Annotated in this window: 8 protein-coding genes; 2 read left to right on the plus strand and 6 right to left on the minus strand. The window is 61.0% G+C overall.

Translation table 11 applies throughout. From position 1 onward, the window contains the following. The first annotated feature begins 88 nt into the window (after positions 1–88). Both hrpA and PV375_RS05335 read left to right on the plus strand, forming a co-directional pair. Entirely contained in the window at positions 89–4,378 is a 4,290-nt protein-coding gene (gene hrpA / locus PV375_RS05330; RefSeq protein WP_332106445.1) for an ATP-dependent RNA helicase HrpA, read from the plus strand. After that, positions 4,375–5,118, plus strand: a complete 744-nt coding sequence (locus tag PV375_RS05335) for an alpha/beta fold hydrolase (protein ID WP_332106446.1) — start codon at positions 4,375–4,377, stop codon at positions 5,116–5,118. The genes hrpA and PV375_RS05335 overlap by 4 nt, the downstream gene beginning before the upstream one ends. A 503-nt stretch (positions 5,119–5,621) precedes the next feature. Here the strand turns inward: PV375_RS05335 and PV375_RS05340 are convergent. The 6 genes from PV375_RS05340 to PV375_RS05365 all read right to left on the minus strand — a co-directional run bounded on the left by PV375_RS05340 (position 5,622) and on the right by PV375_RS05365 (position 14,445). Then, positions 5,622–6,443, minus strand: coding sequence for an amino acid ABC transporter ATP-binding protein (locus tag PV375_RS05340; RefSeq protein WP_332106447.1), 822 nt, complete (start codon positions 6,441–6,443; stop codon positions 5,622–5,624). Positions 6,444–6,453: 10 nt separating this feature from the next. Further along, a complete protein-coding gene (locus PV375_RS05345; protein WP_332106448.1) occupies positions 6,454–8,754 on the minus strand; it encodes an ABC transporter permease subunit in 2,301 nt (766 codons plus the stop codon). 295 nt (positions 8,755–9,049) lie between these two features. Continuing rightward, positions 9,050–10,447 (minus strand): MBL fold metallo-hydrolase, encoded by a 1,398-nt coding sequence (locus tag PV375_RS05350; RefSeq protein WP_332106449.1) that lies wholly within the window; start codon positions 10,445–10,447, stop codon positions 9,050–9,052. A 227-nt stretch (positions 10,448–10,674) separates the two neighbouring features. Further along, entirely contained in the window at positions 10,675–11,145 is a 471-nt protein-coding gene (locus tag PV375_RS05355) for a GNAT family N-acetyltransferase (RefSeq protein ID WP_332106450.1), read from the minus strand. Between the two features lie 921 nt (positions 11,146–12,066). After that, positions 12,067–12,210 carry a hypothetical protein gene (locus tag PV375_RS05360; RefSeq protein ID WP_332106451.1) on the minus strand — a complete coding sequence of 48 codons (144 nt, stop codon included), beginning with the start codon at positions 12,208–12,210 and terminating at the stop codon, positions 12,067–12,069. A gap of 195 nt (positions 12,211–12,405) precedes the next feature. Then, the gene (locus tag PV375_RS05365; RefSeq protein WP_332106452.1) at positions 12,406–14,445 is read right to left on the minus strand and encodes a type ISP restriction/modification enzyme; all 2,040 of its coding nucleotides are present in this window, start codon (positions 14,443–14,445) and stop codon (positions 12,406–12,408) included. Positions 14,446–14,782: the final 337 nt, after the last annotated feature.

Genomic DNA, 14,782 nt, shown 5'->3' on the forward strand with positions numbered 1-14,782 from the left:
GCTGACACCCGCATCCGATGCTGAACGCTCGATGCCGGCGCTGTGCTGCCCAACTAGAGCTGTGCTGGCCAACTAGACTTGAGAGGTTATGACCGCTGCGCCCATCCCCCATATGGCCTACCCCGATCTGCCGGTGAGCGCTCGCCGCGACGAGATCGCGGCGGCGATTCGCGACCACCAGGTCGTTATTGTCGCGGGCGAAACCGGTTCGGGGAAAACCACGCAGCTGCCAAAAATCTGTCTCGAGCTCGGCCGCACCTCGATTGCGCACACCCAGCCCCGCCGCATCGCCGCGCGCACTATCGCCGAGCGCATCGCCGAAGAACTCGATGTCGAACTCGGCACGCTCGTTGGCTACCAGGTGCGTTTTACCGACGAGTCAAGCGCGCAAACCCGCATCAAACTGATGACCGACGGCATCCTGCTCGCCCAGCTGAGCCACGACCGGATGCTTGAGCGCTACGACACGATCATCATCGATGAGGCGCACGAGCGCAGCCTCAATATTGATTTCATCCTCGGGTACCTCAAGCGGCTGCTGCCGAAACGTCCCGATCTCAAGGTGATTGTCACCTCGGCCACCATTGACCCCGAGTCGTTTGCGAACCATTTTGCGGATGCGGCCGGAGAACCGGCCCCGATCATTGAGGTTTCGGGGCGCACCTATCCGGTGGAAATTCGCTATCGGCCACTGCGGGCCGATGAGCTTGCCGCAGAGCTCGAGGATGCGGCCGAGACTGATCTCGAAGACGAATACGATCTGGCCGAGCTGGAAGCGCTCACCGCGCCCGATCCTGCGCCCGATCCTGCACCCGCGCCGGCCGCCGCTGCGGCGGTGCAGCTGCCGGCACCGCCCAATACCGAGGGCATGACCCTTTCGGAGCGAGCGCGGGCGATGGCGAAATACCGCCGCGAACGCACCGAAGCCGAAAAGGCGATGTTTGCAGCCGAGCGGGCAGCGCATCTTGCCGAACTGCGGGGCGAGAAGCCGCCGGCGTCGTCAGCGGGGTCTGCGCCGGCCTCTTCCGCGGCACCTGCCGCTGCGGCTGCCTCGGGGCCGGCTGCTACGCCGGCTGCTGCTGCCAAACAGCCGACCGCCACCAAACGGTCGGCAAAATCCCGGCCCGCCGAAGCGCCGCGCGAAGACCGCGATGTCAACGAGGCGATTATCGCGGCGCTGCGTGAACTCGAGGCAGAATCGCCCGGCGATGTGCTGGTGTTTTTGCCGGGTGAGCGAGAAATTCGCGACGCCGAAGAAGCCATCCAGGGCGCCTATAGCAGTGGCCGCAACGACACCAAGGTGCTCCCGCTGTACGGCCGACTCAGCGCGCGCGACCAGCACCGGGTGTTTGAAACCAAACGCGCCCCCGGCATCCGCCGCCGCGTGGTGCTCGCCACCAACGTGGCTGAAACCTCACTGACCGTGCCCGGTATCGCCTATGTGATCGACACCGGCACGGCGCGTATCTCGCGCTATTCAACCCGTGCGAAGGTGCAGCGGCTGCCAACCGAGCCCGTCAGCCAAGCATCCGCCAACCAGCGCTCCGGCCGCAGCGGACGCACCCGTCCCGGTGTGTGCATCCGCCTGTATTCGCGCGAAGATTTTCAATCGCGCCCCGAATACACCGACCCCGAAATCCTGCGCACGAACCTCGCCAGCGTTCTGTTGCAGATGCTCGGGCTGCGGCTCGGCGCGATCGAAGATTTTCCATTTCTCACCCCACCCGACCCGCGAGCCGTGCGCGACGGCACCGAACTGCTGCGCGAACTCGGGGCCCTTCGCGCCCGGCCCGACCGGCGCGGACTGCCGCAGCTGACCAAAGTGGGCCGCGAGCTTGCCCGACTGCCGATTGAGCCGCGCTATGCCCGCATGGTGCTCGCCGCCCGCGACGCCGGCGTTTCCCGAGAGGTGATGATTATTGTCGCCGGGCTCACGGTGCAGGATCTGCGCGAGCGTCCCCTTGAACAGCGCCAGCGCGCGGATGAGCTGCACTCGCGGTTCCGCGATCCATCGAGCGACTTCCTCAGCCTGCTGAAGCTGTGGGACTACCTGTTCGAGCTGCGCGACGAGCTCTCGTCAAGCGCGCTCAAACGCCGAATGAAAGACGAATTTCTCAACTTTGTGCGGTGGCGCGAGTGGCAAGACCTGGTGCGGCAGCTGCGCGAAATTGCGCGGCCGCTGGGCATCGAGGTGCAATTGCGCCGCGAGGGCAATGCCGCCGACCCCGACCGCGTACATCGGGCACTTTTGGCGGGGTTGCTCAGCCATATCGGGGTGCGGGATGAACTCAAACGCGACTACCGCGGTGCCCGGTCGACGCGATTCCGCATCTTCCCGGGTTCGGGGCTCGCAAAATCGCAACCGGATGCGGTGATGGCCGCCGAGCTCGTCGAAACCTCGCAGCTTTTTGCCCGCACGGTCGCCAAAATCGATCCGGCCTGGGCCGAAGAACTCGGCGGGCCGCTCGTAAAAAAACAGCTCGCCGACCCGCACTGGGAACGGAAGCAGGGCCAGGCGGTGGCACTCGAATCGGTGACGCTCTATGGGGTGCCGCTCGTGCGGGGCCGTCGCGTATCGCTCGCGGCAAGCGATCCCGTGCACGCCCACGAACTATTTATTGAACACGCGCTGGTGCGGGGCGATTGGACCGGTCGCTACCCCTTCGAGCGGCGCAATAAACAGCTGCTTGCCGAACTCGAACAGCTCGAACATCGCACCCGCCAGTATGGCCTTGTCAGTGAGCAGCAGCTGATTGATTTTTTTGCCGAACGGGTGCCCGAACGGGTGGTGTCGCAGGCAAGTTTTGACCGCTGGTGGCGCCAGGTGCGGCAGGAGCATCCAAACCTCCTCACGCTGCGCAAAAGCGACCTGATTGATGCCGAGATCGAAACCGATAGCGAAGATGAATTTCCCCGCGAGTGGAAGCAGGGCGACCAGCGGCTGAAACTCGGGTATCGATTTGATCCAGCCGCAGGCGACGACGGTGTCACCGCCACAGTGCCGCTGGCGCTACTGGCCCGGTTGCGCGATGAGGGTTTCGATTGGGGCGTGCCTGGGATGCGTGCCGAACTCATCACTGCGCTATTGCGTTCGCTACCCAAGGCCACCCGCCGCAATTTCGTGCCCGCAAACGATTGGGCGCAGCGAATGCTCGCCACAATTGGCGAGGTGCGTCCCGACCGTGACGAGCCGGTTCCGGGAACGCTTGTCGAGGTGCTGCACGAACACCTGCAGCGTGCCGGCGGCATCCGGTTTTCGGTGTCAGAGTTTGACCTCGACCGGGTGCCCGAACATCTGCGGTTGCGATTCCGGGTGCTGAACGAGCACGGCCGCGAACTCGCCACCGGGCACGACCTCACCGCGCTCCAGCAGCGCCTCAAACGCGAGAGCGAAAAGGCGCTGGCAAGCATCACCGCCACCGCTGCCGCGATGCACGACGCCAAGCGCGCCGCCGAGCCGGTAACGCCAGCAGCCATCGGTGACACCGCGCCGGTAACCGAGCAGCAGGGGCTTACCGAATGGCCAGCCACGCCCATCCCCGAACATTTTGATCTCGGCCGTAAACACGGCGTGGTGCGCGCCTACCCGACCCTGCGGCTCGCTGACCCCGAACATCCCGGGGCCTCACGCATTGATCTGGCGCTGGCGACCACCCCGCAAGATCAAGCCCGCGAGCATCCGCTGGCGGTGGCGGCGCTGCTGGCGCGCAGCGTGCCGTCGCCCGCGAGCTATGTGCAGGCGCATCTCACCTCGGCCGAAAAACTCTCGCTGGCGGCGAGCCCGTACCGCAATGTGGATGCGCTGCTGGATGACACGCTGTTTGCGCTCGCCTATGCTGCGCTGCCCGAAACTCCCGTGCGGTCGGCCGAGTCGTTTGCGAAGCTGCGCGAGACATTCAATGCGGGACTTGTCGACAGCATGTTTGCCGCCGCGAAACTCGTGGCCGAAGTGTTGCAAGCCCACCGCGAAGCCACGCTGGCGGTAAAAAACACGAACGCGCTCGCCCATTTGGCGTCGCTGCAGGATGTTCGTGAGCAGCTGGCTGCGCTGATATTCGACGGTTTTGTATCGCGCACCGGTATGCAGCAGCTGCGCCACCTGCCGCGGTATCTGCGCGCCGCCACGCACCGCGTGGAGCGGCTCGGCACCAGCGCCGCCATCGAACGGGTGGGGATGACCGAATATTTGCAGGCCGCCGAACTGTATCGCCAGGCCGGCGGTGCACTACCGGCGCCGCTGACCGCATCCCCGGGGCTGCTGCGCGTGCGCTGGCTGCTCGAAGAGCTGCGGGTGAGCCTATTTGCTCAGCAGCTCGGCACTGCCGAGACCGTGTCGCTCAAACGCATCCGCAAAGCACTCGCCGAGGTGGAACAATGACCGAAATGCAATGGTTTCGCCATGACGAACGGGCGATGGCGTATTGGCGGATGGGGGAACCCGCCGAGGTGACCTTCGTGCTCGTCCACGGCATCGGCATGGGGCACCTGGTGTTTGCCGAGACCGCCGAGTTTTTGGCTCGCCACGGCGAGGTGGTGCTGGTTGATATGCCGGGATTTGGTGAGTCACCAGAGCCCGAAAAAGCGACTTCAATTAGCGAAACCGGCAAACTGTTGGCGGCGTTTGTTGCCGAGTTGCAGCTGCCGGGCGTGGTGTTGGTGGGTCATTCGATGGGCACCCAGGTGGTGGCTGAGACGATGCGACGCCGGCCCGATGTCGTGGCTGCGGGGGTGTTGATCTCGCCAACCGTGAACCCGAAGCGGCGCAGTGCCTGGCAGCAGGCGGGGCTGCTAATGGTTGACCTGGCAGACGAGTCGCCGCGGGTGCTGTGGCTCGGGCTGCGGTACTACCTGCAGGCGGGGCCGCGGTGGATGATCGGCAAACTGCGGATGATGCTGCAACACCGGATGGCGGGGGTGCTGCCGCATGTTCCGCAGCCGACGCTGGTGGTTCGTGGGCGACGCGACCGCGTGTGCTCGCAGCGCTGGTGCCGGCTGGTGGCCGACCTGCTGCCGCAGGGGCGGTTCAGTGAGGTGCACGGCTGCGGACACGAGGCGATGCTGCGCCGCCCCGAGGCGATCGCGCGGCTCATCCTCGTGCACGCGGGGGCGAATGCCTGATCGCCGCGTGCTTGAGCCGCGAGCTTGATGCCGCGTGCGAATGCCTGATCGCCGGGTGCGAATGCCTGATCGCCGGGTGCCGCCGCAGCCTCGCTGCCTGCGCGGCAGCCGTTGCCTGCGCCTGACGCCCGCGCCCCTGCCCGCCGCTTGCGGAAATTTGTTTCCTGACTGCATCCCGGTGCGGAAATTTGTTTCCTGACTGCATCCCGGTAAGGATTTTTGTTTCCTGAAATCAGAAATCTGTTTTTTTGATGCAAAATAGGCGTTCTGGCCGCTAAACAGCCCGAAACTCGCATTTTTGCAGCCAAAGTTCTGAAGCCAGGAAACAAAAATCTGAGGCCAGGAAACAAAATTCGGCAGGGCTGGCAATGCAGGGCGGATGCAGGGCTGGGGATGCAGGGCTGGGGATGCAGGGAGGATGCAGGGCCAGGCAGGCAGACATCTACAGGAAAGCAGCAAGGGGCCCCGCGTGGCGAGACCCCTGCTGACCAAACCGGATGCGGTTAGAGCACCTTTGAGAGGAAGTCTTGGGTGCGCTCCTCCCGCGGCGAGTCGAAGATGACGTCGGGCGCATCCGTTTCAACCACGACGCCATCAGCCATAAACACGACCCGGTCGGCGACCTCGCGGGCAAAGCCCATCTCGTGCGTCACCAGCACCATGGTCATCCCCGACTCGGCAAGGTCGCGGATCACCTGCAGCACCTCACCCACCATTTCGGGGTCGAGGGCGCTGGTGGCCTCGTCGAAGAGCATAATGTCGGGCGCCATCGCCAGGGCACGCGCGATCGCCACACGCTGTTTTTGGCCACCCGAAAGCTGTGCCGGGCGCGCATCCGCCTTATCGGCCAGCCCCACGCGGTCGAGCAGTCGCTTGGCGCGATCAACCGCTTCCGCACGCGACATCTTTTTCAGTTCGCTCGGCGCCATGGCGACGTTTTCGAGCACGGTCATGTTCGGGAACAGATTGAAGTGCTGGAACACCATGCCAACCTGCTGGCGGATCTTGTCGAGGTCTTTGCCCTTGGCTGCCGCGATGTTGTTGCCCTCGATGAGCACTTCGCCGCTAGTGACGTCTTCGAGCCGGTTCAGGCAGCGCAGCAGCGTCGATTTGCCCGATCCCGAGGGGCCGATGATGGCCACCACTTCGCCGTCGGCAACCTCCATGTTGATGCCCTTGAGCACCTCATTGCGACCGAAGCTTTTGTGCAGGTCGCGCACCACGATCGGAGGGGTGCCTTCGGGGACGGTGCGGACGGGGCGGGTGTAGAGCGCCTGTTTGGCTTCTGCGCTGCGCTCACTATTGGTGTCGTTGTGCGTGGTCATGTGTGCGCTCCTACTTGTTGAACTTCCGGTCGAACCAGTTCGACAGCATGGTCAGCAGCCAGATGACGATGAAGTACATCAGGCCAACGAGCAGCCAGATCTCAAGCGATCGGAAGGTGCTCGCGATGACGATACGGCCCTGGTAGGTGAGCTCGGCGAATCCGAGCACCGACAGCAGCGAGGTGTCTTTCAGGGTGATGATGAGCTGGTTGATGAGGTTGGGCGTCATAATCTTCAGTGCCTGCGGCATCACGACCTTCTGCATCGATTTGCCCCAGCCGAGGCCTAGCGAGCGTGCCGCTTCCATCTGCCCGGGGTCAACCGATTGCACGGCACCGCGCACGATTTCGGTGATGTAGGCACCGGCGTTCAGCGCCAGGGTGATCACACCCGCGGTGAGCACGTCAATGTTGGTGCCGAGCGCAGTTGGCACACCGAAGTAGAAGAAGAACGCCTGCACGATCACCGGGGTGCCGCGGAAAATGTTCACGTATGCCGATGACAGTCCGCGCAAGAAAATATTCGACGAGAGCTTCAGCACACCGAAGATCGTTCCGACGATCAGTGCGAAAAAGATCGATAGCGCGGTGGCCAGCAGCGTGTAGCCAAGACCCTTCATCAGGCCGGGCATTGCGCTTTGCAGCAGCCCGAGAAGGCCGCCGTCATCGGCACCTTCGGCCTTGAGGTAGCGGTCGAGGATGAGCTGGTAGACGCCGGTGTCTTTGGCGTTCTGCAGCCCCTCGTTGAACATTTCGATCAGTTCTTGGTTTTTGCCTTTGAGCACGGCAAAGCCATAGTCGCTGCCGGGCTCGGGGTCGTTGGCGATTTCGAGCGGCACGTTACCGCTGGCGATGCCGTACTGCAGCACCGGGGAGTCTTCGAAAGTGGCTGCCGAGTTGCCGGTGGCGACATCGTTGTACATGTCGGCCGAGTCTTGGAAGGCGTTGACCTTGAAGTTGTGTTTCTTCGACAGCTCGGTGGCGAATTCGTAACCGGTGGTGCCGGTTTTCACGGCCACCGATTTACCCTCGAGATCTTCATAGGACTTGATGTCGCTGTCTTTCGCGACACCCATTTGGATGCCTGACTCGTAGTAGGGGTCGGAGTAGTCAAAGGTTTTTTGACGCTCTTCGGTGATCCCCATCCCGGCCATCACCGCGTCTGCTTGCCCTGACTGCACCGCGCTGAGCGCACCGTCGAACCCGAGCTGACGGATTTCGACCTCAAAGCCCTGGTTGGCCGCGATAGCGCGCAGCAGGTCCATGTCAATACCGACGAGTTCGCCGTTTTCTACGAACTCAAACGGGGCGAAAGTGGTGTCGGTGGCGACCACGAACTTGCCGTTGGTTTTCGGTGTGTCGATGGCGAAATTGGGATGCTCGGGCAGAGTTCCGGGACCGTTGTCGACGATCTGCTGGTTACCGAGCGTGGTGGCACCGCCAGCGAGCTTGGTCGCATCGGGCGCGTTATCGCCGAGATATTCTTCGAGAATGGCCTGGTATTCACCCGATTCGGTGACATTTTTGAGGCCGATGTTAAATGCCGCGATGAGCTCGGGGTTCTGCCCCTTGAGCACTGCGAAACCGTAGTGGTCACCCGATTCGGGTTCGCTGGCAATTTTCAGCGGCACATTGCCCGATTCGATACCAAATTGCAGCACCGGCGAGTCTTCGAATGCCGCTGCCGAGTTGCCGGCGGCGACATCGTTATACATGTCGGCCGAGTCTTGGAACGAGTTGAGTTTGAAGTTGTATTTTTCGCTCAGTTTTTCGGCGAAGGCGTAGCCGGTGGTGCCGGTTTTCACGGCTACTGATTTACCTTCGAGGTCTTCATACGAGCTGATATCGCTGTTGGTTGCGACAGCCATTTGGATGCCCGACTCGTAGTAGGCATTTGAAAAGTCGAAGGTCTTTTGGCGTTCATCGGTGATGCCCATGCCGGCCATCACTGCGTCGGCCTGGCCTGACTGCACGGCTTGCAGGGCGCCGTCGAACCCGAGCTGCTGAATTTCAACTTCAAAGCCCTGATCTTCGGCGATAGCGCGCAGCAGGTCCATGTCGATACCGACAAACTTGCCGTCCTTCTGGAATTCGAAGGGCGCGAAAGTGGTGTCGGTGGCAACGGTGAAGGTTTTACCTTCGGCCGGTCGGTCACCAAAGTCCTGTTGCTGAGATTGGTGGCCGGTGGCTGCTTGCGCGAGGCTTGCCGCGCCTCCTACTGTGAGTAACAATACGAGTGCGACCGCAATATACGACAGCAGCGTGTTGCGATGCTGCCGCAGATTTTGCAACCGAGAGATAAAGGACGACATACGGGGCGTTCCTCTCCGGATCGGTGATGCCGAAGCCTACTTTGGCTCCAGCCGAACATGCACACCGTAGCGAACATTGGTGCACACCGCTATTTATCTGGATGCATCCTAAGTATTTTGTGATTTAACTTGCGGTTGGCAAGATCAGCCGACATAATTCGCGCGCGAGGATTATCCAGTGTCGATATTGTGTGCGGTCGCGATATTGCTCTGCAACAAAACCGCTCCGGTGCATCCGATCAATTTGGATGCACCGGAGCGGTACCAGAATTCGTGTCAGCGAGCTGCCGGCTGGTTATTTTTCAATCGGCAGGTCGGCTGCCACCCAGGCGTTGTAGCTGCCATCGACCTGCGCGACGTCGTAGCCGCGGGATCGCAACGCGTTGGCGGCGACTGTGGCGCGCATCCCCGACTGGCAGTAAAGCAGCACTTTGCCGTCTTGCGGCAGCTGGTTTTGGTTCCACAGCAGCCGGCCGGCGTGCAGCTGCGCGGCCCCGGGTAGGTGCCCGGCGGCATATTCACTCTTTGCGCGCACGTCGAGCAGTTCGACGCGTTCGAAGCCGTCGACTTTGGTGACGGGCACGATTTCTGGGGTGAAGGTGTCGAGGCCGTCGATCGAGCTGAGATAGCCGCGCACATCGTCGATACCGACGCGCACGAGGTGGTCGGCGATCAGCTGCGCGGCGTCGGCGTCAGCCGCGTACACCACGAGGCCGCGCTTGTCGACTTCGGGGTCGAGTGCCCAGCCGCCCCAGGTGGCGATTTTGCCGGGGTCTGGCACCGCGACCGAGCCGCGCACGGTGCAGGCGTTGACCTCGTCGGCGGGGCGGGTGTCAAAAAAGACGAGTTCGCCGGCATCGATACCCTGCTGCACTACGGTGGGGTCGAGTTCGGTGAGCGCGGGCCGCTCCCCCATCACCGCGGGACCCTGCCGGTTTTGGCGTTTCATCCGGCCGAAATATGCGGGAGCGTCGGGCTGCCCGGCGAGCAGTTCGTCGACGAATCCCTGTTCGTCGTTGGAGTCGAGGTATTTTGCCCACCAGGCGAAACGGCGTTCGTAACCGACGGTGGTTGACGGCAGCGCGCCGAGTGCCTTGCCGCAGGCTGAGCCGGCGCCATGCCCCGGATAGACCATGACGTGGTCGGGCAGGGTGAGGAATTTTTCTTTGAGGCTTTGGAACTGCTGCTTGGCACCCACGAATCGGGTGTCGATGCCGCCGGCGGCTTCATCGAGCAGGTCAGGGCGGCCGAGATCGCCTGAAAACACGAAGTCTCCGGTGAGAAAGTATCCGGGCTCATCTGCGAAGGCGCCGTCGGTAACGAGGTATGAGAGGTGTTCGGGAGTGTGGCCGGGGGTGTGGACGGCTTCGATGGTGATGTTGCCAATTTTGATGGTGTCGCCGTCGTGGAGGCGTTCGGCGTCGAAGTCGTACTGCCAGTCGGTGCCGCCCTCGCCCGAGACATATGCGGTGGCGCCGGTGGCGGCAGCGATTTCGCGGGTGCCCGAGAGGTAGTCGGCGTGGATGTGGGTTTCGGCGGCGGCGACCACTTTCATGCCGTGGGATACGGCGAGCTCGAGTAGCGGGGTGAGGTCGCGGCGACCGTCGATGATGATCGCTTCGCCGGTTGCCTGACAGCCGATGAGGTAGGCGGCCTGGGCCAGGTCTTCGTCGTAGATTCGCTCGATCAACATGACTGTCTCCGTTCGTTCTGCCGTGAACTGTTAGGGGCATTGTGGCCGGCCCCGTTAAACACAACCTCACTATACCCCCGGGGGTATCCAATGGGCAACGCTGTTCACGCATCCGGCGTTCGCCGATCCCCCGTGGCAGCAGCGCGGACCGGCGGGCGCCCGAGCCCCGCCGATCTCCTACCGCGCCAGCTCGAGCCGACGAATTTACTGGATGCTTGCCGCCGCTACTAGTCCCCAAGGTATTTGATGAACACCTGACAGGGGTTCCACTCATCCCATAGCGTGGGGAACACTTCGAGTTCTTTATAGCCCACTGATTTATAAAACTTGTTCGTGATGTCGTACTCTTTGTAATACCCAGATTGGACGGTCTTGACTTGCGAATATGAGTAGCCGAGACTTTTCGCCAGCTTTTCGTACTCTGTGTTCAGCTGCGTCGCCGCACCTTTGCGGTGGAACTTCTTTTTCACACCCATCACAAATATGTCGGCACAGTCTGGGCTGGTTTCGTTGAGCACGATGAACCCGACCACTTCATCCTGATGGAAGCACGCCAGGAAGGGTTTGTCTTGTGAGTCGGTTATATATTCTGCCGTGCTTTCAGGCATGCCGAACCATTCCGGCAGATCGTTCAGCACCTCACTAGAGATGCGTTCTTTTTGTTTTTTATCGTTTATTTGTTTTACGACAAAGTTCATGTTGTTCTCCTGCTATCAGGGTTTGTTTTCTAAGGTAGAAAGGAAGCGGGCGCCGTCACACCGCTTGCCACCGTCGCAGGCGTGGCGCGGCAGGCAGGGGTTGCAAACACGCTTTCCAGGAGCGACAGGGTCGCGTGCTGCGAGAGCGGAACGGAGTGAGCATCCGCCCACCACTTGACGCACCGTTCAAGGATGCTGGTCGGCCGCACTATCGACGGTGATAGCGGCTACTTGAGCGCGAGCTCCCGTTCAGTGACAACTCAGGCTGACGTGCGCACGGGACTAGTGGTTCTGCATGCGTTCACCCTACCAGCAGTGTTCGACCCAGCGCTCGTCCCAGCACCCGGTCGGAGCTCGGCCGAAGCCTCGGCAAATGACTCTGAAACTGGCAAATGACCCTCCTACAACAGGGTCATTTGACACTTACAGGGTCATTTGTGCGCGGAGTCGCACCCGGAGGTGCATCTGTGCCCGGGTTCAGGGGCATCTGCGCTGGGAGCAGAGGGGCCAAGGCAACGGGCCGAGACATGCAACAAAGCTGAGTACAGGGTGCCGATACCTGGCAAGCATTCTCTCGATTGCTTGGACTGCTATTTCCGGGGCGAAATCGACGGTGTCGGCAAAGAACTCGATTGGATGCTTCACTTCAATATCAAGAGGCATTAGGGAAGCCGGAAAGTCCCGCAGGTTGTTCGTAACGATGACCCCGGCTCCACCAGACTCAGCTGCCGCTACTACGTGCTCGAGCTTCGGCACTAGGTACATCTCGATCTTGCAATTAAAGTTGCTCACCGACGCGGAGCTCTTCGAGAATCTGCTCGCTCCACAGCGGTTAATAGAGCCGAGCTACGGCAAAAGATAACAAAACGTCGCGTTGCAGACTCGGCCACAGCACACATGTATCGAGCACTGCCCGAAACACTATGCCCCGTTTGCCCGTTCGGCTGCGGCTTCGGCACGCACGCTCTTTAAGAACTCTACAGGGCGAATTTCGGCGTCGAGGTCGCTCGTGGCGGCGCTCGCATCGAATTGCCGAGTTTCGTGGCGCTTTTGATACTCGAGCACGTCGATCAGCAGGATTCGGTGGTGTCTCCCGATTTTGTAGCCGGCAGTTCACCGTCTCGACCAGCCTGACAACGGTTGGCCGCGAGCCTCCCAGTAGGTCGGCGGCCTGCTGCGTTGTTACTCGTTCGTGGTTGGGGCGTACGTGTTTGATTCATGCAGCGCAGACACCGACACGCCCACTTTCGTTTTGTTTGTTTAGCTCGTTCTCTGTGGGCTACCTACATTGTCGAGCACCTCGAAAGCGGGCAGTTCGCTGACGAGCCGCTGGGTTTCGAGCGAGAGCGTCACGAGTGAGCCGATGAGGTCGGCAATGTAGCGCGGGTTGTGCTGTTTGAGCAGCCAGTCGTTGGGGTCGTTGACGATGCCCGAGGCTTTGTCGGTTTTGATGTGGTAGCGGTCGATGATCCATTCGAGCGGGCTGCGGCCACCGATCTGGTAGTCGTTGGCTTCGGCGGAGATGCCGCTGATGGTGAGGTATTCGTTGTATTTCAGCGCGGTTTTCGCGGTGCGTTTGTTCCACGACATTTTTTTGCTGCCGATGCGGTAGCGCTCATAGGCGTCATCGGGCGCGTCGGAGGTGAAGTCGTACTGCAGCGCCTTGTGCGCGGGCAGGTTTTCGTAGTGGATGTGCAGGTCGGCAAGCGCCCGCCCGATACGCGCGTAGTCGGCAAAGCCGGCGCAGTGCGGGATGCGCGGCAACATCTTTTTGAGGTCGGCCGCGTAGCGCTCACGATATTCGGGGTGGTGGAGCAGGGCGTAGACGTAGTAAAAAATGTCGTCTTTGCTGATGTGGTCGTCGCTGTAGACGCGACGATAGCCGGCGAGGGTTTCGTCGGTGATGTTGTCGAGGCGGCGGTAGCCATCGACGATGACTTCATTTTCGGATGCGGCGAGTGCGTCGAGGTTGAACGTGCCGTCATTCGTTTCCAGCGGCTCCCAGGTGTAGCGGGCGAAGACCTGCACGTCACCATGAAGGTGAAAATCTGGCAGCAACGACACGGCGAGAACATGCCCATTCCTAGCATTTACGCCTATAGCCAAATTCTCGTGCGTAGCGGTCGGCCACAGCCTCGGCAGCTTGGAGGTTCGGCAATTCAGCCGCCCAGATTCATCAAAGTAGACAAATTGCTTGATAAATGGCCGGTATATAGATTCGCGCCATTGCCCACCATCCATCGTCGTTACTCGATTGCGGCGGAGATCAGAAAGGTTGATCGCATCCCACGAACCACGCGTACTATCACGGCGAATAAGCTGCTCAGCAGATTTGTCCGCACCGTTATCTATCGCACGGTACGCGCGCTCGCGCTCCTCGTTGAGATAGTCAACATGGGCACGAATATTGCGCTGGAGTCTGTCTTGGTCGAAGTTATAGCACCAGGCATCGCGGTTCGTTTTCAATCCGTTCGAGCTGAGCCCGAACACTGCCTGCTCACGCGGGTCCCTACTCGCAATAGCTTGATAGGTGCCAAAGCGCTGATCACGTTGATTGATCCAGTCGCCCGCCTCGTTCGGGCTAATCTCGGCGAACTCAGTACCCGCAACACTCGCCTCGCGCTCAAGAATCTCGAATTTTTCTTCCCGAGTGAGATAGTCACCAATATCAGAATAGTGAATCTTGGCCGATTCGCCGCCTCCCTCACCGGTTTTCACGAGGAAGGTGATTGCAACACCGGTCATAATGTTAAATACGTTTTGCCCCTCTTTTTTCGCAGCGTCACCCTGCTTGCCGCGAATCGACCCGCGAAGATTAAATACGAAGATTTCGTCAAACTCGTCCTGCCAGGTGAGCCGCACCCCGTCAGCTGCGTTCCCGTCAATGAAGGCGCTGTTTGAAATAAATCCGATAACACCGCGCTCACCAATGCGATCGGTCGCCCAGCGCAGCGCCCGATAGTACGAGTCGTAGAGACCGTTCTTAAGCGTGGCAGTAGACCGCTTTGCATAGGTGTCAGCAATGCGCCCATCCACCAGCGGATACTTCGCGTTCTGGTTATTGTCGTTCGCGCTCTTCTGCCCCACCGAATACGGCGGGTTCATTAAAATCACGCTGATCGCCGCGGCCCGCTGCTGCTCAACGCGCGCCGTGTTTTCGGCAAACACGCCACCGCCAAGGTGATTCTGGCGTTCATCCATCGCGAAAGTATCGGTGAGCGAGATCCCCGGGAAACCGTTGTCGCCCGCATCCAGCCCCGCCTCTTCGCAGAGCTCGCGGTACATTGCCTCGATATTCACCGCCGCAATGTAGTAGCTCAGCAGCACAATCTCGTTCGCGAAAATCTCGCGGTGGAACTTGCGCGACAGGTCCTCGGGCTTGATGACCCCCGAGTGCAGCAGCCGGGTAATGAACGTACCGGTACCCGCAAACGGGTCGCATAACCGGTCACGATGGATACAAGACCCCAGTGCGGAGCAAGGCCATCGAACAGCTTCGATACCGGCTATGAACTGGGATTTCTGACTGGGGCTATCGTTTCGCGATTAGGCTACTGAACCGCTAAGTGTCCGGCACGCCGCAACCCCGACTGGCATCCGTAGAGAGGTGAACCAGTCGGGATTTCGCGCGCAGTAA

Source organism: Gulosibacter sp. GYB002, assembly GCF_036577665.1.
Classification (GTDB): Bacteria; Actinomycetota; Actinomycetes; order Actinomycetales; family Microbacteriaceae; genus Gulosibacter; species Gulosibacter hominis.